23 protein-coding genes and 1 pseudogene are annotated in these 21,044 nt (G+C 62.3%); 14 read left to right on the top strand and 10 right to left on the bottom strand.

Annotation, left to right across the window (positions count from 1 at the left end):
• Positions 1-8: 8 nt before the first annotated feature.
• Positions 9-1,151 carry a CobW family GTP-binding protein gene (locus LJE98_RS09865; protein ID WP_229575051.1) on the top strand — a complete coding sequence of 381 codons (1,143 nt, stop codon included), beginning with the start codon at positions 9-11 and terminating at the stop codon, positions 1,149-1,151.
• On the opposite strand, the gene LJE98_RS09860 is transcribed toward LJE98_RS09865, so the two are convergent.
• From LJE98_RS09860 to LJE98_RS09840, 5 genes are all read right to left on the bottom strand, one after another.
• Positions 1,148-1,390, bottom strand: coding sequence for a sulfurtransferase TusA family protein (locus tag LJE98_RS09860; protein WP_229575050.1), 243 nt, complete (start codon positions 1,388-1,390; stop codon positions 1,148-1,150). The two genes, LJE98_RS09865 and LJE98_RS09860, sit on opposite strands and share 4 nt — an antisense overlap.
• 4 nt (positions 1,391-1,394) lie before the next feature.
• Complete coding sequence (locus LJE98_RS09855) at positions 1,395-2,636, bottom strand: L,D-transpeptidase family protein (protein ID WP_229575049.1); 1,242 nt, start codon at positions 2,634-2,636, stop codon at positions 1,395-1,397.
• A 180-nt stretch (positions 2,637-2,816) separates the two neighbouring features.
• Complete coding sequence (locus LJE98_RS09850) at positions 2,817-3,770, bottom strand: acetyl-CoA carboxylase carboxyltransferase subunit alpha (RefSeq protein WP_229575048.1); 954 nt, start codon at positions 3,768-3,770, stop codon at positions 2,817-2,819.
• A 63-nt stretch (positions 3,771-3,833) separates the two neighbouring features.
• Complete coding sequence (gene xerD / locus LJE98_RS09845; RefSeq protein ID WP_229575047.1) at positions 3,834-4,775, bottom strand: site-specific tyrosine recombinase XerD; 942 nt, start codon at positions 4,773-4,775, stop codon at positions 3,834-3,836.
• A gap of 12 nt (positions 4,776-4,787) precedes the next feature.
• Entirely contained in the window at positions 4,788-4,940 is a 153-nt protein-coding gene (locus LJE98_RS09840; RefSeq protein WP_229575046.1) for a hypothetical protein, read from the bottom strand.
• Positions 4,941-5,084: 144 nt separating this feature from the next.
• Here LJE98_RS09840 and LJE98_RS09835 point away from each other — a divergent pair, with 144 nt between their 5' ends.
• From LJE98_RS09835 to LJE98_RS09825, 3 genes are read left to right on the top strand one after another with little or no spacing between them, the layout of a single operon-like run.
• The gene (locus LJE98_RS09835; protein WP_229575045.1) at positions 5,085-5,675 is read left to right on the top strand and encodes a shikimate kinase; all 591 of its coding nucleotides are present in this window, start codon (positions 5,085-5,087) and stop codon (positions 5,673-5,675) included.
• Positions 5,672-6,799 (top strand): 3-dehydroquinate synthase, encoded by a 1,128-nt coding sequence (gene aroB / locus LJE98_RS09830; protein ID WP_229575044.1) that lies wholly within the window; start codon positions 5,672-5,674, stop codon positions 6,797-6,799. The genes LJE98_RS09835 and aroB overlap by 4 nt, the downstream gene beginning before the upstream one ends.
• Positions 6,796-8,100, top strand: coding sequence for an HlyC/CorC family transporter (locus LJE98_RS09825; protein WP_229575043.1), 1,305 nt, complete (start codon positions 6,796-6,798; stop codon positions 8,098-8,100). The genes aroB and LJE98_RS09825 overlap by 4 nt, the downstream gene beginning before the upstream one ends.
• Before the next feature lie 12 nt (positions 8,101-8,112).
• Here the strand turns inward: LJE98_RS09825 and LJE98_RS09820 are convergent, their stop codons facing one another.
• On the bottom strand, positions 8,113-8,394 hold the full coding sequence (locus LJE98_RS09820; protein ID WP_229575042.1) for a BolA family protein: 282 nt from the start codon (positions 8,392-8,394) through the stop codon (positions 8,113-8,115).
• 102 nt (positions 8,395-8,496) lie between these two features.
• Between LJE98_RS09820 and LJE98_RS09815 the strand changes: the two genes are divergently transcribed.
• From LJE98_RS09815 to LJE98_RS09800, 4 genes are read left to right on the top strand one after another with little or no spacing between them, the layout of a single operon-like run.
• Positions 8,497-9,123 (top strand): J domain-containing protein, encoded by a 627-nt coding sequence (locus LJE98_RS09815; RefSeq protein WP_229575041.1) that lies wholly within the window; start codon positions 8,497-8,499, stop codon positions 9,121-9,123.
• 59 nt (positions 9,124-9,182) lie between these two features.
• Positions 9,183-10,175, top strand: coding sequence for a cobaltochelatase subunit CobS (cobS, locus tag LJE98_RS09810; RefSeq protein ID WP_229575040.1), 993 nt, complete (start codon positions 9,183-9,185; stop codon positions 10,173-10,175).
• A gap of 12 nt (positions 10,176-10,187) precedes the next feature.
• Positions 10,188-12,083 (top strand): cobaltochelatase subunit CobT, encoded by a 1,896-nt coding sequence (gene cobT, locus LJE98_RS09805; RefSeq protein WP_229575039.1) that lies wholly within the window; start codon positions 10,188-10,190, stop codon positions 12,081-12,083.
• Positions 12,076-13,098 carry an esterase-like activity of phytase family protein gene (locus LJE98_RS09800; protein WP_229575038.1) on the top strand — a complete coding sequence of 341 codons (1,023 nt, stop codon included), beginning with the start codon at positions 12,076-12,078 and terminating at the stop codon, positions 13,096-13,098. The genes cobT and LJE98_RS09800 overlap by 8 nt, the downstream gene beginning before the upstream one ends.
• A gap of 72 nt (positions 13,099-13,170) precedes the next feature.
• On the opposite strand, the gene LJE98_RS09795 is transcribed toward LJE98_RS09800, so the two are convergent.
• On the bottom strand, positions 13,171-13,809 hold the full coding sequence (locus LJE98_RS09795; protein WP_229575037.1) for a queuosine precursor transporter: 639 nt from the start codon (positions 13,807-13,809) through the stop codon (positions 13,171-13,173).
• A 151-nt stretch (positions 13,810-13,960) separates the two neighbouring features.
• Entirely contained in the window at positions 13,961-14,251 is a 291-nt protein-coding gene (gene rpmB, locus LJE98_RS09790; protein ID WP_229575036.1) for a 50S ribosomal protein L28, read from the bottom strand.
• 283 nt (positions 14,252-14,534) lie between these two features.
• On the opposite strand from rpmB, the gene LJE98_RS09785 reads away from it, so the two are divergent.
• Genes LJE98_RS09785 through LJE98_RS09775 form a run of 3 tightly spaced genes read left to right on the top strand, consistent with a single transcriptional unit; the run spans position 14,535 to position 16,824 of the window.
• Entirely contained in the window at positions 14,535-15,257 is a 723-nt protein-coding gene (locus LJE98_RS09785; RefSeq protein ID WP_229575370.1) for a DUF3108 domain-containing protein, read from the top strand.
• 35 nt (positions 15,258-15,292) lie between these two features.
• Positions 15,293-16,171 (top strand): DMT family transporter, encoded by an 879-nt coding sequence (locus LJE98_RS09780; protein ID WP_229575035.1) that lies wholly within the window; start codon positions 15,293-15,295, stop codon positions 16,169-16,171.
• 11 nt (positions 16,172-16,182) lie between these two features.
• The gene (locus LJE98_RS09775) at positions 16,183-16,824 is read left to right on the top strand and encodes a lysoplasmalogenase family protein (protein WP_229575034.1); all 642 of its coding nucleotides are present in this window, start codon (positions 16,183-16,185) and stop codon (positions 16,822-16,824) included.
• Positions 16,825-16,833: 9 nt separating this feature from the next.
• Here LJE98_RS09775 and LJE98_RS09770 read toward each other — a convergent pair whose 3' ends face one another.
• Both LJE98_RS09770 and gloB read right to left on the bottom strand, forming a co-directional pair.
• Positions 16,834-17,256: a cupin domain-containing protein gene (locus LJE98_RS09770; RefSeq protein ID WP_229575033.1), complete on the bottom strand. Its 423-nt coding sequence runs from the start codon at positions 17,254-17,256 to the stop codon at positions 16,834-16,836.
• On the bottom strand, positions 17,256-18,026 hold the full coding sequence (gloB, locus tag LJE98_RS09765; protein WP_229575032.1) for a hydroxyacylglutathione hydrolase: 771 nt from the start codon (positions 18,024-18,026) through the stop codon (positions 17,256-17,258). Before gloB ends, LJE98_RS09770 begins: the two co-directional genes overlap by 1 nt.
• A gap of 90 nt (positions 18,027-18,116) precedes the next feature.
• Between gloB and LJE98_RS09760 the strand changes: the two genes are divergently transcribed.
• From LJE98_RS09760 to LJE98_RS09750, 3 genes and pseudogenes are all read left to right on the top strand, one after another.
• Positions 18,117-18,869 (top strand): class I SAM-dependent methyltransferase, encoded by a 753-nt coding sequence (locus LJE98_RS09760; protein ID WP_229575031.1) that lies wholly within the window; start codon positions 18,117-18,119, stop codon positions 18,867-18,869.
• 134 nt (positions 18,870-19,003) lie between these two features.
• A complete protein-coding gene (locus LJE98_RS09755) occupies positions 19,004-20,107 on the top strand; it encodes a pyridoxal phosphate-dependent aminotransferase (RefSeq protein WP_229575030.1) in 1,104 nt (367 codons plus the stop codon).
• Positions 20,083-21,030, top strand: a pseudogene (locus LJE98_RS09750) (prephenate/arogenate dehydrogenase family protein); the annotation flags it as partial. The gene LJE98_RS09755 and the pseudogene LJE98_RS09750, both read left to right, overlap by 25 nt.
• Between the last annotated feature and the right edge of the window lie 14 nt (positions 21,031-21,044).

The raw sequence follows: 21,044 nt of genomic DNA, 5'->3' as shown, positions 1-21,044 counted from the left end.
GAGAAGTCATGAGTCAGTCCCGCATTCCCGTCTCCATCCTCACCGGCTTCCTCGGGGCGGGGAAATCGACGCTTCTCAACCGGCTCCTCAAGGATCCGGAGATGAAGGATGCTGCCGTCATCATCAACGAGTTTGGTGAGGTCGGGATCGATCACCTGCTGGTTGAGGCATCCAACGACGCCGTGGTTGAACTCTCCGACGGCTGCCTCTGCTGCACGGTGCGCGGTGAACTGGTGGATACGCTGGCCGAACTGATCGACGGCATGCAGACTGGCAAGATCAAGCCTCTATCGCGGGTGGTCATCGAAACGACCGGGCTTGCCGATCCGGCGCCCGTCATGCAGTCGGTCATGGGCCATCCCTCGGTTGCCCAGCATTTCGACCTCGATGGCGTCGTGACCGTCGTCGATGCGGTGAACGGGCTCTCGACGATCGACACCTATCCGGAAGCCTATAAACAGGTGGCGGTGGCCGACCGGCTGATCCTGACCAAGAAGACGCTCGCCGACGAAGCGACCATCTCGGCGCTCACCCAGCGCCTGCGTCTGCTCAATCCGCGCGCTCCAATTGCCGACGGGGATGCCGAGGATGCGGGCTCGGCTGCGATGCTGGTCAACGGTCTCTACGACCCTTCAGGCAAGATCGCAGATGTCGATCGCTGGCTGAAGGATGAGATGGCGGCGGCTGCCGATCACCATCACCATGATCACCATCGCGACCATGGGCACCATCATGACCACGATCATCACCATGCCCATGACGTGAACCGTCACGGCGCTTCGATCCGGTCTTATTCCATCCTACATGACGAGCCGATCGATCCGATGGCGATCAACATGTTCATCGATCTCCTGCGCTCCACCCATGGTGAAAAGCTTCTCAGGATGAAGGCCATCGTGGCGCTCACCGACCGACCGGACAAGCCCCTGGTTCTGCACGGTGTGCAGTCGATCTTTCATCCGCCGGTGCGCCTGCCGTCCTGGCCTGACGGGTCGGATCGCAAGACGCGGCTGGTGCTGATCACCAAGGACCTGTCGGAGAGTTATGTGCGAGATCTGTTCGGTGCCTTTACCGGCAAGGTCGCGATCGACCGCCCCGACCGGGCCGCGATGATGGAGAACCCGCTGTCGATTCCCGGTTTCAAGTTCTAGTCAATCTCGGTTTCGCGCTTGCGAATGTGGAAGCGGTGGCCCGCATCGAGGCGCTCTTGTGTCACCAGCTCGTGGCCATCTTCCTTGCAGAAGTGCGGGATGTCGATGCCGGCGAGCGGATCGGTCGTTTCGACGATCAGTTCGTCGCCCGGCTGCAAGTCGGCCATGCGGCGGCGCGTCTTTAAAACGGGAAGGGGGCATTTAAGCCCCCTCAAATCATAAACGATTGCGTCGACCATCGCCCTACCAGAGCTTCCAGAAAGGCTTCTTCGGGGAGGCAGCCGGTGCCGCCTCAGCGGTCTGGGGAGCAGGGGCGAGCGGGTTGGGCTGCGGCACAGGCACAGCCGTCGTCGCCGGTGCCGCAACGGCTCCCGTCGAGGTTGCCGTCTGTGGTTGCGCGGTCTGCGGATCGCCGTTCGGGTTGGTCGCCATCTGATTGACGGCCGCGGTGCCATTGGCAGCCGTCTCCGGTGCCGGGATCACGTCGTCGATATCCAGCAGCTTGCCGGCCTTCAGGGCGGAACCCGTCGGTGCAAAAGCGAGATCGTGCGAGCGCGACTTGCGCAGGTCAGCCACCAGCGCCTTGCGCTCGGCCTCGGTCGGATCGTACCAGATCTTGCCGTCGTATTTCTTCAGCGCCTTGGAATAGGCGGTGTCGTAGGCCTCGTTATAGCCATTCAGCGCGACCGACAGTGCCGGTGGCGTGCTGATCGCCGGGCAGGCGCCCTGCGGATCGAAGCTGGACCCTGCCGGTGCCGTCTGGTTGAAGACGTATTTCTTCTCGCAGACATTGACCTCCGGCGGGCGCTTGGTCACTTCGAAGTGATCGTAGCCGACCTTCAGCGTCTTCCAGAAGTCGTAATGCGGGCTGTGGCGGTGTCGCGCCATGTTCTCCGCCGTCATGCGGAAGGGGAAGGCCTGGAGCTGGACAGCCTGCTGGCCACCCTTGAAGGCGTCACGCGCGAAGGCATAGATTTCCAGCATCTGGGCGTCGGTCATGGAGTAGCAGCCCGAAGACGAGCAGGCGCCGTGGATCATCAGATGGGATCCGCTGCGGCCGTTCGCCCGATCGAACTGGTTCGGGTAACCGGTATTGATCGCGAGGAAGTATTTGGAATTCGGGTTCAGGTGATAGGGCGTCAGCGGATAGAAACCTTCCGGCGCCTGGCGATCACCTTCCTTCACCTTGGGGCCGAGACGGCCCGACCAGGCACAAATGTCGTATTCCACGACCTTGTCGAAGCGATTATTGGTCTTTGCCTTCCAGACCTCGAGCTTGCCCTCTTCCTTGAAGATCCGGATCATGATCGGCGAGTTGCGCTCCATGCCCTTCTTCTGGATTTCGGCAATGAGGCGGGCGGGCAGCGGCTGCGCGACCTTGTTGGATACACGCGGCGTGTCATAAGCCGCACTCTCCAGCGCGTCGTTGCAGCCGGCGAGGGCGGCGGCGAAAATCAGGACCAGGGCCGTCGATGTCAAGCGCATGCGCAAACGCTCTTTCCAGTCTCGAAGTTGTGGCTCGCAATGAGCCGGTCAGGCGTAGTCTAGAACTGCTTTCTTCACAAATTATAAACCAATGACGGCCGATTTCGCCATTCGCATCCCGCCGCTAGTCCTTCAAAGCGGCGGAGTGATGGCAAAAGGCCACACAACGGCGCGGAAGCCTCAGAGATTCCGGCCGATATCCAGGAACTTCTTGCGGCGATCGGAGCGCAGCTTGTCACCCGGCAGGGGCGTGAGTTCTGCCAGTGCGCTGGCGATCACGTCGCCGGTCATGCCGATCACCCGGTCCGGGGCACGATGCGCGCCGCCGACGGGCTCCGGTATGATCGCGTCGATGATGCCGAGACCCTTCAGGTCCTCTGCCGTAATCTTCATGTTGGTGGCGGCTTCCTTGGCGCGGGTGGAATCGCGCCAGAGGATCGATGCTGCACCTTCCGGCGAGATGACCGAGTAGATCGCGTGTTCCAGCATATAGACGCGGTTGCCGGTCGCGATCGCAATCGCGCCGCCCGAACCGCCTTCGCCGATCACGACCGAGACCATCGGCACCTTCAGGCCGAGGCACGTCTCGGTGGAGCGGGCAATCGCTTCCGCCTGGCCGCGTTCTTCCGCGCCGACGCCCGGATAGGCACCGGCCGTGTCGATGAGCGTGATCACAGGCAGTCCGAAACGGTCGGCCATTTCCATGACGCGGATCGCCTTGCGATAGCCTTCCGGACGCGGGCTGCCGAAATTGTGCTTGATGCGCGACTTGGTGTCGTGGCCCTTTTCCTGACCGATCACGGCGACCGGCTGGCCGCGGAAGCGGGCGAGGCCGGCCTGGATGGCGGCATCTTCGGCGAACTTGCGGTCGCCGGCCAGCGGGGTGAAGTCGGTAAACAGCGCTTCGGCATAGTCGACGAAATGCGGACGCTGCGGATGGCGCGCGACCTGCGTCTTCTGCCAGGCGTTGAGCTTCGAATAAATCTCCACCATCGCCTCTTCGACGCGGCTTTCCAGCCGGCTGATCTCTTCCGAGGTGTCGATGCTCTCGTCCTCTTCCGCGATCTTTTTCAGGTCGCGGATCTTGGCCTCGAGGTCGGAGATGGGCTTTTCGAAGTCGAGATAGTTGTGCATGAACTCCGTTCCGATCGTTCGTTCCTGGCGCTCGCCGCCCGCAGGGAACCGGCTTTGCCGGTCCTAATCGGGGTTTTTGGCCTGTTTTGCAAGGGGGTGGTGCGTATGCACCAGTTGCTGCAGGCGCTCATCGAGCACATGCGTGTAGATTTGTGTCGTTGAAATGTCGCTGTGACCGAGCAATTCCTGCACGGCGCGCAGGTCCGCGCCATTGCCGAGCAGGTGGCTCGCAAAAGCATGGCGAAGCACGTGCGGGGACACGACATCCGCTGATAAACCGGCTCGGACGGCCAGGTCCTTCAGCTCGCGGGCGAAAACCTGGCGCGGAAGATAACCTTCCTTGCTGTTTGCCGGGAAGAGGAAGGGACTGTCTGCCTGTGCCGGATCGGCGCCCCGTGTTTTGCCGTATCGTGCCAAGGCCTCGATTGCCGTTCGCGACAGCGGCACCAGCCTTTCCTTGTCGCCCTTGCCGCGCACCAGCAGGAAGCGGCCTTCCTGCGTGAGAACCTTGACCGGCAGCGACACCAGTTCGCTGACGCGCATGCCCGTGGCGTAGAGCAGCTCGAGAAGGACAAGCCGCCGGATGCGCGCCGGCTGGTCGGGTCCCTCCAGGCTTGCCTCCTGCTCGGCAAGCGACAGCAGTCCCGTCACGTCCTCGACCGACAGCACCTTGGGCAGGGACCGTGGCTTCCTGGGCGCATCGAGGATGGCGGTGGGATCATCGCTGCGCAGCCCCTCGGCGTAAAGAAACTTGTAGAACTGGCGCATGGCCGACAGGCGTCTGGCCTGCGAGGTCGGCTGGAAACCGCGTCTTGCCAGATCGGAAAGATAGGCGGACAGGTCCTCTCGCGTCGCTGCGCCGAGGCTTACCCTTCTGCCGGAAAGAAAGTCGGAGAGGTCGTCCAGGTCGCGTTCATAGGAGATGAGCGTATTTTCGGCTGCCCCGCGCTCCGCGCTCAGCATTTCCAGGAAGGCTTCGACGCGGGCTTGGCTCAGATCCGACATCCTGGGTTCCTGCTATTGATCGACCGGATTGATCCGCTCGGATGGGATGCGCACCGTCACATCCCGCTCCCGCGGTTCGACGAAGACCGCGAACGACCACATTGTCAGATAGACCAGCCCGACGATGGTCCCGCAAATGAACAGGAAGCGAAACAGTGTGGGCATGGTCGGTCCTCGGGCAGTCGTTTGAATAAATAGGTCGAAACATGGAGTTTACCAAGGCCGGGACAGGCCTTGCGGAAATGCAGCCATGGCTTGACGCTAGCCTCCTATATGTCAATAGGTCATGAAACAGTCGTGAACAGGCCGATGACCGATACGATCCTCAACCTTGCTCCCAGTCTGGGCGAGCGCGCCAAGGCGGCGCTCGGCAAACGCAATCTCGTTCTCGTCGGCCTCATGGGTGCGGGCAAGTCGGCGATCGGCCGTATCGTGGCGCAGCAACTCGGCCTGTCCTTTGTCGATACCGATACCGAAATCGAGCGGGTCTCCCGGATGACCATCAGCGAGCTGTTTGCGGCCTATGGCGAGGACGAGTTTCGCGCCCTCGAGACAAGGGTCATCAAGCGCCTGCTGCGCACCGGCCCGCGTGTCGTTTCCACGGGCGGCGGCGCCTTCGTCAACGAGAAGACCCGCAAGCAGATCGAGCGCGGCGGGCTGTCCGTTTGGCTCAATGCAGACCTCGACGTGCTCTGGGAGCGGGTGAACAAGCGTGATCATCGGCCGCTGCTCAAGACGGAAAACCCGAAGCAGACATTGAAGGACCTGATGGACAAGCGCTATCCGATCTATGCGCTTGCGGATATCACCGTCCATTCGCGCGACGTACGCAAGGAAGTCATCGCCAATGAGGTTCTGACCTCGGTGATCGACTATATCGGCAAGGACAAGACGTTATGACGAAGCTCGAGACATCGGAACGCCTGGTGCATGTGCCGCTGGGTGAGCGCTCCTATGACATCCTGATCGGCCCTGGTCTCATGGCTCGCGCCGGCGGTGAGATCTCGACCCGCATCAAGGGCCGCCGTGCCGCCATCGTCACCGACGAGAATGTCGGATCGCGCTACCTCGACGGTCTGATGGACAGCCTGCAGACCGACGGCATCGAAGCCGTCTCGGTGACACTGCCGGCCGGCGAAAAGACCAAGAGCTTCGACCATCTTACCACTGTCTGCGACGTGCTGCTCGAGGCCCGCATCGAGCGCAATGATACCGTCATCGCGCTTGGCGGCGGCGTCATCGGCGACCTCACCGGCTTTGCCGCCGGCATCGTGCGCCGGGGTGTCCGCTTCGTGCAGATCCCGACCTCGCTGCTCTCGCAGGTCGACAGTTCCGTCGGCGGCAAGACCGGCATCAATGCCCGACAGGGCAAGAACCTGATCGGCATCTTCAACCAGCCGGATCTGGTGCTCGCCGATACCGACGTGCTCGACACGCTGTCGGAGCGCGAGTTTCGCGCCGGTTACGCGGAAGTCGCCAAGTATGGACTCATCGACAAGCCCGACTTCTTCGACTGGCTCGAGACGAACTGGCGCGAGGTCTTCGCCGGCGGATCCGCCCGCATCGAAGCGATCGCCGTCTCCTGTCAGGCCAAGGCCGATGTGGTCGCCGCCGACGAACGGGAGAACGGTCGTCGCGCCCTTCTCAATCTTGGCCATACATTCGGTCACGCATTGGAGGCCGCGACCCAGTACGACAGCAGCCGACTTGTGCATGGCGAAGGTGTCTCCATCGGCATGGTGCTGGCGCATCGGTTCTCGGCGCGCATGAACCTTGTCAGTCCCGATCTCGCGGATCGCGTCGAGGCGCATCTGAAGGCCGTCGGCCTGCCAACGCGCATGGATCAGATCCCCGGCGAACTGCCGCCGACAGACGTGTTGATGGACACCATCGCCCAGGACAAGAAGGTCAAGAGCGGCAAGCTGACCTTCATCCTCACCCGCGGTCTCGGCCAGTCCTTTGTCGCCGATGACGTGCCGACCTCCGAAGTTCAGCGTTTCATCGAGGAGATGCGCCCATCATGATCCAGCAAATCCTGGCCATTCTCGGCGAATACTGGCTCACACTGCTCGCCATCTTTCTGTTGATCTGCTGTTCGGGCTTCTTTTCCGGCTCTGAGACGGCGCTGACCGCCACGTCGCGCGCCCGCATGCACAGCCTGGAGGTCAACGGCGACGATCGTGCGGGCGTGGTGAATATCCTGATCGAACGGCGCGACCGGTTGATCGGAGCGCTGCTGATCGGCAACAACCTCGTCAACATTCTCGCCTCGTCGCTGACAACCAGCCTGTTTCTTGGGCTTTTCGGCGATTCCGGCGTTGCAATCGCCACGCTCCTGATGACCGTTCTGCTCGTCATCTTCTCGGAGGTCCTGCCGAAGAGCTGGGCCATTTCTGCGCCAGAGCGCTTTGCCCTCGTCGTTGCGCCCCTGGTCCGGCCCTTCGTTGCCGTCGTCGGTCCGCTTTCCAGCCTCGTCAACGGGCTCGTTCGCAAAATGCTTGGCATGTTCGGCGTGTCGATCTCCGGGGAAGCGTCGATGCTTTCGGCGCATGAGGAGCTGCGCGGCGCCGTGGCGCTGCTCCATCGCGAAGGATCCGTGATCAAGGCTGACCGCGACCGTCTCGGCGGGGTTCTCGATCTCGGCGAGCTCGAAGTCTCCGACATCATGATCCACCGTACCGCGATGCGGGCCGTCAATGCCGACGAGCCGCCGGAAGTGGCGATCCGCAACATTCTTGAAAGCCCCTATACCCGCATGCCGGTGTGGCGCGGCGCCACCGACAACATCATCGGCGTGATTCATGCCAAGGACCTGATCCGGGCGCTGGCCGAGCCACATGTCGAGCCGCAGGACATCGACATCGTCAAGATCGCCCAGAAGCCCTGGTTCGTACCAGACACCACCAATCTCAAGGATCAGCTCAACGCCTTCCTCCGCCGCAAGACGCATTTCGCCGTCGTGGTCGATGAATATGGCGAGGTCCAGGGCGTCGTGACGCTCGAAGACATCCTGGAGGAGATCGTCGGGGACATCTCGGACGAGCACGATCTGGAGATCCAGGGCGTGCGGCAGGACAGCGACGGCTCGATCGTCGTTGACGGGGGTGTGCCGATCCGCGACCTCAATCGCGCCATGGACTGGCTGCTGCCGGACGAAGAGGCAACGACGATCGCCGGTCTCGTCATTCACGAATCGAAGTCGATCCCGGAGGAGCGGCAGGCCTTCACCTTCTATGGCAAACGCTTCATCGTGCTGAAGCGCGAGAAGAATCGCATCACCCGGCTGCGCATCCGTCCGATCGATGCCGCCGTGCCGGAGGCCTGAGGGGCGAGCCTACTACCAGCGCGTCGCCTCTCCAGGGGCTGCCGGCTCGATTGCGAGCGCATGAAGGCCGGCATCCAGTTCCGGCTTCAGCACATCGGTGATCGCACGGTGGCGTGCAAGCCGGGTCATGCCCGAAAAGGCTTCGGCGACGATGCGGACCCGCATATGGGTCTCGCCGGTGCCGGTAATATCAGGCTGGTGACCTGCATGATGATGGCTCTCGTCGATCACGACGAGCCGCTCCGGGCCGAAGGCCTCGTTGAGACGGGTCTCGATCCGGCTCTTCACCGACATGGTCTGCCTCTTCCTGCTGCTTCGCAAAAAGCCCCACAAAGCGCGCAACAAACCGGTTTGTCAATTCTTGTCCGCCCCCTGCCGACGCCCCATAATTACCGGATGAAACTCGACTCGAAATACTTTGATGGGATCCGCACCCGGCGCAAGCGGGAGGCAGAGCCCGAGCCATCCAATCCTGTGTGCCAATGGGACGGCTGCGACAAGCCGGGGGCCCATCGTGCGCCGGTGGGGCGCCATGCCGAAGGCCAGTTCTTCCTGTTCTGCTTCGAACACGTCAAGGATTACAACAAGGGCTACAACTACTTCTCCGGTCTCTCCGATACCGAGATTGCGCGTTATCAGAAGGAGGCGATCACCGGACATCGTCCAACCTGGACAGTCGGCGTCAACAAGGCGGCGAAGGCAAGCCCGCTGCAATCGACAATGCGGTCGGGATCGGCTGCGTCACAGGCGCGCATGAAGGATCCCTTCGGCTTCGTTCAGCAGGGGCGCGGCGGGGCCTCCCGGTACCAGTCCTCGGACCGCAAACTCAAGACGCTGGAGGCAAAGGCACTGGATACACTCGGTCTTACCGTCAGCTCCACGCCGACCGATATCAAGACCCGCTACAAGGAGCTTGTAAAAAAACACCATCCTGACGCAAATGGCGGAGACAGGGCTTCCGAAGAGCGTTTTCGCGCTGTCATTGAAGCCTACAAATTGTTAAAGCAGGCCGGTTTCTGTTAGTCCGAACACACAGCAGCGATGAGATGCGGCCGGTCGGTGGCGCCCGGCATGGAGAAACGATGAGCAAAATTGATCTTGATATTACCAATCTCCCCGACACCACTGTGTCGGTGCGCGAGGTGTTTGGTATCGACAGCGACATCCGCGTCCCGGCCTATTCCAAGGGCGATGCCTATGTACCGGACCTCGATCCGGACTATCTTTTCGACCGGGAAACCACGCTCGCCATTCTCGCCGGTTTCGCGCACAATCGCCGCGTCATGGTCTCCGGCTTCCACGGCACCGGCAAGTCGACGCATATCGAGCAGGTCGCTGCCCGTCTCAACTGGCCCTGCGTGCGCGTCAATCTCGACAGCCATGTCAGCCGTATCGATCTCGTCGGCAAGGACGCCATCGTCCTCAAGGACGGCAAACAGATCACCGAATTCAAGGACGGCATCCTGCCCTGGGCCTACCAGCACAATGTGGCACTGGTCTTCGACGAATACGATGCCGGCCGCCCCGACGTCATGTTCGTCATCCAGCGCGTGCTGGAAAGCTCGGGCCGCCTGACGCTGCTCGACCAGAGCCGCGTCATCCGTCCGCATCCCGCCTTCCGTATCTTCGCGACCGCCAACACGGTCGGCCTCGGCGACACGACCGGCCTCTATCACGGTACGCAGCAGATCAACCAGGCGCAGATGGACCGCTGGTCCATCGTCACAACGCTGAACTATCTGCCGCATGACAAGGAAGTCGATATCGTCTCGGCCAAGGTCAAGAGCTTCGGTTCGACCGCCGAGGGTCGCGACACCGTCTCGCGTATGGTCCGCCTTGCGGATCTGACGCGCGCCGCCTTCGTCAACGGCGATCTTTCGACCGTCATGAGCCCGCGTACCGTCATCACCTGGGCGGAAAATGCCGAGATCTTCGGCGATGTCGCCTTTGCGTTCCGCGTCACCTTCCTCAACAAGTGCGACGAGCTCGAGCGCACGCTGGTGGCCGAACAGTATCAGCGCGCCTTCGGCGTGGAACTCAAGGAAAGTGCGGCCAATATCGTACTCGGCGCATAAGGACTGAGAAGCATGGCAGGGCGCGGCGACAATTCGAAGGCCAAGGCCACCGGCGGAGTGGACACCGAGCCGCTGCGCCGTGCCATCACCGGTTGCGTGCGGTCGATCGCGGGTGATCCGCAGGTCGAGGTCGCCTTCGCCAATGATCGTCCGGGACTCGCCGGCGAGCGTATCCGCCTGCCGGAAATCTCCAAGCGTCCGACCGCGCATGAACTGGCCGTGACCCGTGGTCTCGGTGACTCGATGGCCCTACGCCTCGCCTGTCACGACCAGAAGGTCCATGCCAGCATGGCGCCGCAGGGTGCCGATGCGCGCGCCATCTTCGATGCGGTCGAGCAAGCACGCGTGGAATCGCTCGGTTCGCTGCGCATGCCGGGCGTCGCCTCCAACATTCAGTCTATGAACACCGAGAAATATGCCAAGGCGAATTTCTCGACCATCAGCCGGCAGGAAGACGCGCCGATCGGCGAAGCGGTCGCCATGCTGGTGCGTGAAAAGCTGACCGGAAAGAAGGCTCCTGAATCGGCAGGCAAGGTGCTCGATCTCTGGCGTCCCTTCATCGAGGACAAGGCTGGCGCCGACCTCGACAATCTCTCCACCGTCATCGAAGACCAGCAGGCCTTCTCCCGCGTGATCCGCCACATGCTGTCGTCCATGGAAATGGCCGAGGACGTCGGTGACGACGAGGAGCAGGGGGAAGACGATCAGTCCACCGATGAGGAGCAGCCGCGCAGCGGCGAGCAGGACCAGGAAAGCGCCGAGGAAGAGGCAGGCCAGGAGTCCGCGCCTGCGGAGGAGAGCGAAGCGTCGCAGGAGCAGCTCGACGATGGCGAGATGGACGGCGCCGAGATCTCCGAAGAGGAAATGTCGGACGAGGGCGACGACGACAGCGAGACGCCCGGCGAGATGCGCCGACCGGCGACTCCATTCGATGATTTCAACGAGAAGGTCGACTACAAGATCTTCACCCAGGATTTCGACGAGGAAATCACGGCAGAAGAGCTCTGCGACGAGGCCGAGCTTGAGCGGCTGCGCGCCTTCCTCGACAAACAGCTCGCGCATCTCCAGGGTGCCGTCGGCCGGCTTGCCAACCGATTGCAGCGCCGCCTTATGGCGCAGCAGAACCGCTCCTGGGACTTCGACCTCGAAGAGGGTTACCTCGACCCGGCACGCCTGACGCGCCTGATCATCGATCCGATGCAGCCGCTCTCCTTCAAGAAGGAGAAGGACACCAAGTTCCGCGATACCGTCGTGACGCTGGTCATCGACAATTCCGGCTCGATGCGCGGACGCCCGATCACGGTTGCCGCCTCCTGCGCCGATATTCTGGCGCGGACGCTAGAGCGCTGCGGCGTCAAGGTCGAGATCCTCGGCTTTACAACCAAGGCCTGGAAGGGCGGTCAGTCCAGAGAAAAGTGGCTGGCGGGTGGCAAGCCATCGGCGCCGGGACGCCTCAACGACCTGCGCCACATCATCTACAAGTCCGCTGACGCCCCCTGGCGCCGGTCGCGCCGCAATCTCGGCTTGATGATGCGCGAGGGTCTGCTCAAGGAGAATATCGACGGCGAAGCATTGATGTGGGCGCATAATCGTCTGATCGGTCGGCGCGAACAGCGCAAGATCCTGATGATGATCTCCGATGGTGCGCCGGTCGATGATTCGACGCTGTCAGTGAATCCCGGCAATTATCTCGAGCGGCATCTGCGCGCCGTGATCGAGCAGATTGAGACGAAGTCTCCGGTCGAACTGCTGGCGATCGGTATCGGCCATGACGTCACCCGGTATTATCGCCGAGCCGTCACGATCGTCGATGCCGATGAACTGGCCGGCGCGATGACGGAGCAGCTCGCCTCGCTCTTCGAGGAAAAGCCCTCCGGTGGCTCAGGCCGGGCGCGCCTGCGTGCCTGAGCGATCCGCACGGATGCTGGGTGGTGTATGTGCCCTGTCGGTCCTTGTCGCACTCGCATCCTGCACGCCCGCCATCATCCCGCCCGGCGAGATGCTCCCCATCACGGTCGAAGGTGACGTGATCACCGAGCTTGGCGGCAACCCGACGCTGTCGCCGGGGCTCACATTCGTAGGTGGCGTCGAACTTTCGTCGTCCGAGCCGCTCTTCGGCGCGTTTTCGTCGATCCGCTTCCGCGACGCACAATCCTTCCTCGGGGTCTTCGACACCGGCTACTGGATCGAGGGCCGTCTGCAACGTAATGCCGAGGGCCGTATCTCGGGGCTCGAAGCCGTCCGCCTTGCGCCGCTCCTCGATGTTTCGGGACGAGAGAGCCCGAGCAAGTTCCTGGTCGATGCCGAAAGCCTTGCGCTGGATGGCGACCGCGCCTTTGTCGGCTTCGAGCAGCGGCATCGCGTGGTGACCTATGCGCCTCTTGCCGATCTCGGCAAGGCTTTGCCGTCTGACCCGCTCGCTTTCCCCTTCGACCTCGACATCCTTCATAGCAATGGCGGGTTCGAATCTCTCGTGATCGCGCCCAAGGGCAGCCCGATCGAGGGTGCCCTGGTGGCGATTACGGAAAAGAGTTTCGACGAGAACGGCAATATCTACGCGGCCATCCTCGGCGGGCCACGGGCCGGTCAGTTTCGTGTGCGGCCGCGTGACAACTTCGAGATAACCGACGCGGCTTACCTGCCTGACGGGGATCTTCTCCTGCTCGAGCGCCGCTTCTCGATCGCCACCGGTGTCGGCATGCGCCTGCGGCGGATCGAGGCGGTCAGTATTCTCCCGGACGCGGTTGTCGACGGGGAGATCCTGTTCGAGGCGAATTACCGGTCGCAGATCGACAATATGGAAGGCCTCGACGTCCTCCCCGAGCCCGATGGATCCGTCCGGCTGATCGTCGTCTCCGACGACAACCATTCGATCCTGCAGCGCACGCTCATGCTCGAGTTCCGGCTCGCGCCACAGGACTGATTTCGTCGTATTTCACAAATGAAAACAGCCCCGGTCTCCCGGGGCTGTGTCATTGCGTTGCTCGTGCTCGCGTCAGGTCGGGCGCGAAGCCGTCGGCATGGGGCGCACGACGCTCATCAGGGCGCCATAGGGCAGGAGCATGATCACGCCGATCAGCATCTTCACGCCGAAGTCGGCGATCGCCCAGGAGATCCAGCGCGGTGCTTCCGAAGCCATGACGCCGAGGATCGGGGCCGCAGCGATGGCGAATTCGTCGTTCGGCCCGATAAAGCCGAAGGCCGGCGCGAAGGAGAGCGAGAAGAAGATGAGCGTGTCGAGCACGGAACCGATCAGCGAACCCATCAGCGGCGCCTTCCACCAGGACTTCTGGCGAAGCCTGTTGAAGACCGAAATGTCGAGCAACTGGCCGACCAGGAAAGCCGTGCCCGAGGCAACCGCGATGCGCGGCGTGGCGAGCAGGATCGACAGGAGAACGCCGGCGATGAAGCCGACGAGGACCACGCGGCGTGCCGCCTGCGGTCCGAACTGACGGTTGGTCAGGTCGGTGACGAGAAATGCGATGGGATAGGTGAAAGCGCCGAAGGTCAGGAGATCGGCGAGATTGATGCCGGCCAGGACGCCGTTGACCGGGTGCTGGACGAGGAAGTTCGAGGCGACCACGACGGCCGTCATCAGCAGGCTGTAGAGAAGGAAATAGCGCTTGTTCAGCATTTTTTTATCCTGGGTGATGCCACCAGTTGGAGGGACAGGGATGTTGGTCTGGTGCGCGTGCCGGGCTTTCTGCCGTGCATGTTCACCCAAAACGAAAAGGCTTGCCCGGCGATCCGGTCAAGCCTTTCGAAAATCTGGCCGAATGGCGTAATTACGCGGCTTCAGCGGTCTTCTTGACGATCTGGCGACGCAGCAGACGAGCGCGCATGCTCAGATCGGTTTCGGAAGCCTTGAGCAGGAATGCGTCGAGGCCACCGCGATGTTCGACGGTGCGCAGGGCGGCAGCCGAAACGCGCAGGCGGAAGCGCTGGTTCAGAGCATCCGAGATCAACGTGACGTCGCACAGGTTCGGCAGGAACCGGCGCCTGGTCTTGTTGTTCGCGTGGCTTACATTGTTGCCCGACTGGACGCCCTTGCCGGTCAATTCGCAACTGCGGGACATGGTACACCTATTGTTTTTCTAGGCTATCGCATCGCTTCCGGCCAAATGCCGGCGAGGCAATCCAACAGCGTCTGATTGGAAAGTTGCGGTTCTATAGTCAGTGAGAACCGGCGCGTCAAGCCAAACCTTGGATTTTCCGGCTCTGGCCGATCTCTCGGATATTTTCTTGCCACAGTCCGTGGCAAGTATGCATGCTCGATTGCGCCGGCATTCCGGCGCTGCCCCCCCAAATGGAGATGGCGCCTTGCGTTTCATCGGCCTTTCCCTTGCCTTCCTCGCCCTGATGCCTCCAGGCGCCGGTGCCGAAGATTATCGATACCATACCAGCTACAGCGTGGCGCTGGGCATCCTGCCCATTGCGCGCATGACTTTCCAGACGGAAGTGATCTCCGATCGCTACACGATTTCCGGCCAGTTCCACTCTTCCGGGCTCGTCGACATCGTCCGCGAGGTCGCCGCCAAAAGCACGGTCAGCGGTACGATGACCGGTGGGCGAATGCTGCCCCGGCGTTATGCGCTGGATTACAAGAGTGGGAAGCGGGCAAGCACCTATGAAGTCCTGTTTTCAGGCGGCAATGTCGTGGAGACCCGCGTCAAGCCCGAGCGCCCCAAGCCGGGCTCCTGGGTGCCCGTGAAGGCCTCTGACCTCAAGGCGGTGCTGGATCCGATCGGGGCACTGCTGATCCCCGGCGATGCGGATGTCTGCGGGCAGACCCTGCCGGTCTATGACGGAGAGAGCCGCATGGATCTCGTCCTGTCACCGAACCGCTTATCCAGGTTTACGGCCGGCAGCGCGAAGGGTGAGGCGATCGTCTGCTCGGTCCGCTATGTGCCGAAGTCCGGCTATCGCAAGGGACGCAAGGACATCGAATACCTGAAGTCGGTCACCGGCATGGAGATCTGGTTTGCCAAGACGGCGACGCTGAAGCTATATGCTCCCGTCTATGCGAAGATCCCGACGCGTTACGGGACGGTGCATGTGACCGCAGAGAAATTCGACGGCTAGAGTGCAGCGGGCGAGCCCCGCCTCAGGGGGACTTCATGAAGACCAAGGCAACGCTCATCGGGTTCACGGCGATCCTGATGTGGTCCTTCCTCGCCCTCATGACGGCTGCCTCCGGCACCATGCCGCCCTTCCAGCTTTCGGCCATCACCTTTGCCATCGGCAGCCTGCCGGGCATTCTGCTCTTCATCGCCCAGCCTGCGCGCCTGAAGGGACTTCGCCAGTCGCCGAAGGTCTGGCTCGCCGGTGTCGGTGGCCTCTTCGGCTATCATTTCTTCTATTTTACTGCGCTTCGGAACGCGCCGGCCGTCGAGGCCGGACTTATTGCCTATCTCTGGCCGCTTCTGATCGTCGTCGGCTCGGCATTCCTGCCGGGCGAAAAGCTCGGCTGGCACCACATTGTCGGAGCGCTCTGCGGTCTTGTAGGCACCGCGCTAATCGTCGGCAAGAACGGCTTTGCCTTTGATCCGGCCTATAGCCTCGGCTATTTCACCGCCTTTCTCTGCGCCTTCACCTGGGCCGCCTATTCGCTCATCAGCCGCAAGTTCGAGAAGGTCTCCACGGACGTGGTGACCGGCTTGTGCCTGGCCACATCCCTCCTCTCCCTCGCTTGCCATCTCGTCCTCGAAACCACCGTCTGGCCCGACGATCTGGCACAATGGGCCGCCGTGGTCGGGCTTGGCCTCTTTCCCGTCGGACTGGCCTTCTATGTCTGGGACTATGGCGTGAAGAACGGCGACATCCAGATCCTCGGCGCATCCAGCTATGCCGCGCCGCTCTTTTCCACGCTGATCCTGATCCTGTCCGGTTTCGGCGAACTCAGTGTCAATATTGGCCTGGCCTGCCTGCTGATCACCGGTGGCGCCATGCTTGCCGCTCGCGATATGGTCTTCCGGAAAAGGGAACGGGCAACCTGACGGAGGGCTGAATGGCAAGTGCGACCAGTATTCTCTGGCTCTCGATCGCGCTCGGCAGTGGCTATCTCTGGATCCTGCCGCGGGACAAGACCGTCTTGCGGGCCGTGTGGAAGACGCTGCCGGTCCTTCTGCTCGCGCTCTACGCCTTTGCGGTCGACGCCCCACCCTTGCTGGTGGCCGCGCTGGCACTCGGGGCGCTTGGCGATCTATCGCTTGCCTTCGACGGTGAACGTGCCTTTATCGGCGGTGTCGCAGCCTTCCTGCTCGCACATGTTGCCTATGTCCTGCTTCTGATTTCCATCGCCGATCCGTCGATCGCTTTCGCTGCGCTCTGGCGCGTCGTTGCAGGCGGCCTCATCGCTGTCCTCACACTCGGCGTCCTCGTGCGCATCTGGAAACCGGCCGGGCGGCTTGCGCTTCCGATTGGCCTCTATATCCTGCTTTTCATGGCGTTTGTCTGGCTGACCCTTGGTCTCCAGAACCCGCTCGTCTTCGTCGGCGCCAGCCTCTTCATGCTGTCCGATCTCATCCTGACGATGCGGAAATACTGGTTCGGACCCGACCATCCGATGGATGGTGTCGCTGCCTATATTGTCTGGGTGACCTATTATGCGGCGCAAGTGGTCCTGACGCTTACGCTGTCCATCTACTGACCGGAGAAACTAGGGGCCAGGGGCCCATCCAGGCGGGGCCATTTCGAAGACGGAGAAGTCGAAGCCGGGTGCGACCGTGCAGCCGACGAGGGTGAAGGCGCCCAGACTCTCGGCGGACTGCCATTCATCCGCCGCGATGATCGCCTGGGGGCGCTGACCTGCGGCAAAGTCCAGGCCAAGCACCACGGTTTCCTGTGTGACCCCATCCTTCGAGCGATGAAGTGCGAGCGGCGCACCGGCATAGTAGTGCCAGGCCTCGGCCGCATCCTTCACCTTGTGCCAGTGCGATCGCTCGCCGGCCTGGAGGAGGTAGTAGATCGCCGTCGAATGCCCCCGCGATCCGCCGTTTGCGTCACGCCAGGTTTCCACATACCAGCCCCCCTCGGGATGGCGCTGCATGCCGAGGGTTTCGATGATGTCGGCTGGCTGCATCAAAACGTGTCCTTGCGCTTGCGGATATCGGCGAAGACCTCGTCATTGGTCGCGTCTTCCATGCCGAGCGTCCTGCGGACGTCCGGGTCGCCGGCGCGCAGGAAGGGGTTGGTCTCCTTCTCGAGGCCGATCGTCGTCGGAACGGTGAAATCGCCGCGCTTGCGCTGCATCTCGATCAGTTCTGCGCGGGATCTCAGCCGGGTGTTTTCCGGATCGATGGTCACCGCGAAACGTGCATTCGAGAGCGTGTATTCATGGCCGAAATAGACGATCGTTTCGTCTGGCAGTGCGGCGAGTTTCTGCAGCGAGTGCCACATGTCGAGCGCCGAGCGTTCGAAAAGCCGCCCGCATCCGAGCGCAAACAGCGTATCGGCAGCAAAGAGCAGCATGTCGTCGGGCAGGTGAAAGCAGATGTGACCTGCCGTGTGGCCCGGCGTCTCGATCACGCGCACCGGTCGCTTGCCGAAGGTGAACTCGTCGCCATCGCCGACGGTTCGGTCGATACCGGGGATCGCTGCAGCCTCGTTGCGCGGGCCGATGATCTCGCAGCCGTATTTTTCCTTCAGCGCCAAATTGGCATCGACATGGTCGCCATGATGATGCGTGGTGAAGATATGGGTGATCGTCCAGCCGTGTTTTTCGGCTGCCTTGACGATCGGATCGAATTCCGGGGCGTCGATCGAGGCCGTCTCACCCGTCTCGGGGCAATGAAGAAGTACGCCGAAGTTGTCACTTCGGCAGATGAAAACTTCAATCTGCAGAGATTTCATTGTCGACCCGCTTTTTATGTCCCACCTCTTTGCAGCGAATGTACCTGCTCACGTCTTGAAGTCCAATGATGGGCTGCTAACAATAAGTTCATGCATGTCGATATCGTCGATCTAAGGCAGTTTTATTATACGATGCTCGGCCGGGTTGCGGAGCAGTCGATTGCGCAGGCGTTGTCGTCGGTCTGGGCACGGCTGCCGCAGGAGCGGCTGGTCGGCCTCGGCTACTGCAGTCCCTTTCTCGATCGCTTCCGTGCCGATACCGAGCGCACGATGGCCTTCATGCCGGCCGGGCAGGGCGCGGTGAACTGGCCGGTCGGCGAACCCTCGGCCACGGCGCTGGTTTTCGATGAGGAACTGCCGCTGCCGGACAGTTCCGTCGACCGCGTGCTGATGGTCCATTCGCTGGAATTTGCAGAGAACCCGCGCGAGACGCTGAAGGAGGTCTGGCGGGTGCTGGCGCCGGGCGGGCGCCTGGTCATCGTCGTGCCCAATCGTCGCGGCGTCTGGGCCCGCATGGAGCATACGCCCTTCGGCTCGGGCCGTCCCTATTCGCGCGGGCAGCTCACCTCGCTCATGCGCGAAACCAATTTCACGCCCGGTGCCTCGGCGGAGGCCTTGTTTTTCCCGCCGTCGAAAATCCGGGCGATCTTGAGACTTCGGCGCGGTTTCGAGCGTCTCGGCAGCGTGCTCTGGCCTGCCTTTTCCGGTGTCATCGTGGTCGAGGCTCAGAAAAGGCTCTATCAGGGGCTTCCGGTCGCCTCGCGTGCCTCGCGCCGCGTCTTCGCCCCCGTTCTCGCGCCGCAGGGTGTGCCGACGACGCGCAACCGGCTGCCTCTGGTCTGACCCTTTGACATTGCATTCGTCACCGCGACGGGCTGCGGCGCTCGCCTGCCTCGACAAACGCTGCGTTCCGAAGTAATCCCAAGCCCCAAGTGAAGGGGTGGCCTCTTGCCGCCCGACGGCCGGGAATGAGCCTCATGAACGCCTCGATAAAGCCGGTACCCCGTCCGGGGGTTATGGAAATCGCCGCTTATGTTCCTGGCAAGGACCATGCGGGCGGCGTTGCGCGTGTCTTCAAGCTGTCGTCCAATGAAACACCTGTCGGCCCGAGCCCGAAGGCCATGGATGCCTTCCGCATCGCTGCCGAAACGCTCGAGATCTATCCCGACGGTCAGGCCCGTATGCTCCGGGATACGATCGCCGAGGTCCATGGCCTGAACCCGGCCAACATCCTCTGCGGCAATGGTTCGGGCGAATTGCTTGCCCTGCTTGCCAATATCTATCTTGGACCGGGCGACGAGGGCATCATCACGGAGCATGGATTCCTGCTCTACCGGATCCAGATCCTGGCGGCCGGTGGAACACCGGTGACGGTCAAGGAAAACGATCGGCGCGTCGATGTCGATGCGATCCTGGCCGCCGTTACCGGGCGCACGAAGATCGTGTTCCTCACCAATCCCGGCAATCCGACCGGCACCTATGTGCCCTATGCCGACATCAAGCGGCTGCATGCGGCCCTGCCATCGCATGTGATCCTGGTACTTGACGCAGCCTATGCCGAATATGTCCGCCGCAATGACTACGAGGCCGGAGTGGAACTCGTCTCTGCCAACCGCAACGTCGTGATGACCCGGACCTTCGCCAAGGTCTACGGGCTTGCGGCTCTGCGCATCGGTTGGATCTTTGGACCGGTCGACATCATCGATGCGATGAACCGGGTGCGTGGCCCGTTCAACATCAACACGCCGGCGCTCCTCGCCGGTGCCGCCGCCATGCGCGACCAGGCGCATGTGGCAAAGGCCGTCGAGCACAACGAGGTCTGGCGCGCACGCGTCTCCGAGGCATTCACCGCGCTCGGCCTCGACGTCACGCCTTCGGTCACCAATTTTCTTCTGATCCACTTCCCCAACCGGGACGGGAAGCGGGCCGCAGATGCCGATCGCTTCCTGACAGAACGCGGCTTCGTCTTGCGCGCCGTCTCGTCCTATGGTTTTCCAGATGCACTCCGCATGACGATCGGCAGCGAAGAGGCCAATATCGGTGTGATCGCCGCCCTCACAGAATTCATGGAACGCACGTGATGTCTGAAATCCTGTTCGACCGCATCGCCCTGATCGGTATCGGCCTCATCGGCTCGTCGATCGCCCGCGACGTCAAGAGGCTCGGTCTGGCGAAAGAGGTCGTCATCTCGACCCGCAGCGCCGAGACGCTGAGGCGGGCGGAAGAGCTGGAGCTCGGCACGGCTTACAACGCCTCCGCAGCCGAGGCGGTCAGGGACGCCGATCTTGTCATCGTATCCGTGCCCGTCGGCGCATCGGAAGCCGTCGCCAAACAGATTGCGCCGCACCTGAAGGCCGGTGCCATCGTCACCGATGTCGGCTCGACCAAGGCGTCCGTTATCGCGCAGATGGCGCCGCACATGCCAGACGGCGTGCATTTCATTCCCGGCCACCCGCTGGCGGGGACGGAAAAGTCCGGCCCGGACGCCGGTTTTGCGGGTCTCTTCAAGGGCCGCTGGTGCATCTTCACACCGCTCGAGGGCACCGACGGCCAGGCGCTCGCCCGCCTGCGCGGCTTCTGGGAAGCGCTGGGATCGATGTGTGACGAGATGGACCCGCACCACCACGACAAGGTGCTCGCCATTGTCTCGCACCTGCCGCACATCATTGCCTACAACATCGTCGGTACGGCCGATGATCTGGAGACGGTGACGGAATCGGAAGTCATCAAATATTCGGCGTCCGGTTTCCGCGACTTCACGCGTCTTGCCGCTTCGGATCCGACCATGTGGCGGGATGTGTGCCTGCACAACAGGGATGCCATCCTCGAAATGCTGGCGCGCTTTTCGGAAGATCTCGCCTATCTGCAGCGGGCGATCCGCTGGGGCGAGGGGGACAAGCTGTTCGAGCTGTTTTCGCGGACCCGCACCATCCGCCGCTCGATCGTCCAGGCTGGCCAGGACGTCGACGTGCCAGACTTCGGCCGCCACTCGCTGGACAAGTGAGCCAGTCCCGCGGC

Origin of the sequence: Rhizobium sp. 'Codium 1' (assembly GCF_020889605.1) — a bacterium.
Classification (GTDB): Bacteria; Pseudomonadota; Alphaproteobacteria; order Rhizobiales; family Rhizobiaceae; genus Allorhizobium; species Allorhizobium algae.
The sequence above is the reverse complement of the archived record's forward strand: the minus strand, read 5'-3'. Positions and strand labels throughout refer to the sequence as shown.

Coding starts and splice junctions, on each gene's coding strand:
- LJE98_RS09865 (WP_229575051.1), top strand. CDS start 9: ATGAGTCAGTCCCGCATTCCCGTCTCCATCCTCACCGGCTTCCTCGGG.
- LJE98_RS09860 (WP_229575050.1), bottom strand. CDS start 1,390: ATGGTCGACGCAATCGTTTATGATTTGAGGGGGCTTAAATGCCCCCTT.
- LJE98_RS09855 (WP_229575049.1), bottom strand. CDS start 2,636: ATGCGCTTGACATCGACGGCCCTGGTCCTGATTTTCGCCGCCGCCCTC.
- LJE98_RS09850 (WP_229575048.1), bottom strand. CDS start 3,770: ATGCACAACTATCTCGACTTCGAAAAGCCCATCTCCGACCTCGAGGCC.
- xerD (WP_229575047.1), bottom strand. CDS start 4,775: ATGTCGGATCTGAGCCAAGCCCGCGTCGAAGCCTTCCTGGAAATGCTG.
- LJE98_RS09840 (WP_229575046.1), bottom strand. CDS start 4,940: ATGCCCACACTGTTTCGCTTCCTGTTCATTTGCGGGACCATCGTCGGG.
- LJE98_RS09835 (WP_229575045.1), top strand. CDS start 5,085: ATGACCGATACGATCCTCAACCTTGCTCCCAGTCTGGGCGAGCGCGCC.
- aroB (WP_229575044.1), top strand. CDS start 5,672: ATGACGAAGCTCGAGACATCGGAACGCCTGGTGCATGTGCCGCTGGGT.
- LJE98_RS09825 (WP_229575043.1), top strand. CDS start 6,796: ATGATCCAGCAAATCCTGGCCATTCTCGGCGAATACTGGCTCACACTG.
- LJE98_RS09820 (WP_229575042.1), bottom strand. CDS start 8,394: ATGTCGGTGAAGAGCCGGATCGAGACCCGTCTCAACGAGGCCTTCGGC.
- LJE98_RS09815 (WP_229575041.1), top strand. CDS start 8,497: ATGAAACTCGACTCGAAATACTTTGATGGGATCCGCACCCGGCGCAAG.
- cobS (WP_229575040.1), top strand. CDS start 9,183: ATGAGCAAAATTGATCTTGATATTACCAATCTCCCCGACACCACTGTG.
- cobT (WP_229575039.1), top strand. CDS start 10,188: ATGGCAGGGCGCGGCGACAATTCGAAGGCCAAGGCCACCGGCGGAGTG.
- LJE98_RS09795 (WP_229575037.1), bottom strand. CDS start 13,809: ATGCTGAACAAGCGCTATTTCCTTCTCTACAGCCTGCTGATGACGGCC.
- rpmB (WP_229575036.1), bottom strand. CDS start 14,251: ATGTCCCGCAGTTGCGAATTGACCGGCAAGGGCGTCCAGTCGGGCAAC.
- LJE98_RS09785 (WP_229575370.1), top strand. CDS start 14,535: ATGCCTCCAGGCGCCGGTGCCGAAGATTATCGATACCATACCAGCTAC.
- LJE98_RS09780 (WP_229575035.1), top strand. CDS start 15,293: ATGAAGACCAAGGCAACGCTCATCGGGTTCACGGCGATCCTGATGTGG.
- LJE98_RS09775 (WP_229575034.1), top strand. CDS start 16,183: ATGGCAAGTGCGACCAGTATTCTCTGGCTCTCGATCGCGCTCGGCAGT.
- LJE98_RS09770 (WP_229575033.1), bottom strand. CDS start 17,256: ATGCAGCCAGCCGACATCATCGAAACCCTCGGCATGCAGCGCCATCCC.
- gloB (WP_229575032.1), bottom strand. CDS start 18,026: ATGAAATCTCTGCAGATTGAAGTTTTCATCTGCCGAAGTGACAACTTC.
- LJE98_RS09760 (WP_229575031.1), top strand. CDS start 18,117: ATGCATGTCGATATCGTCGATCTAAGGCAGTTTTATTATACGATGCTC.
- LJE98_RS09755 (WP_229575030.1), top strand. CDS start 19,004: ATGAACGCCTCGATAAAGCCGGTACCCCGTCCGGGGGTTATGGAAATC.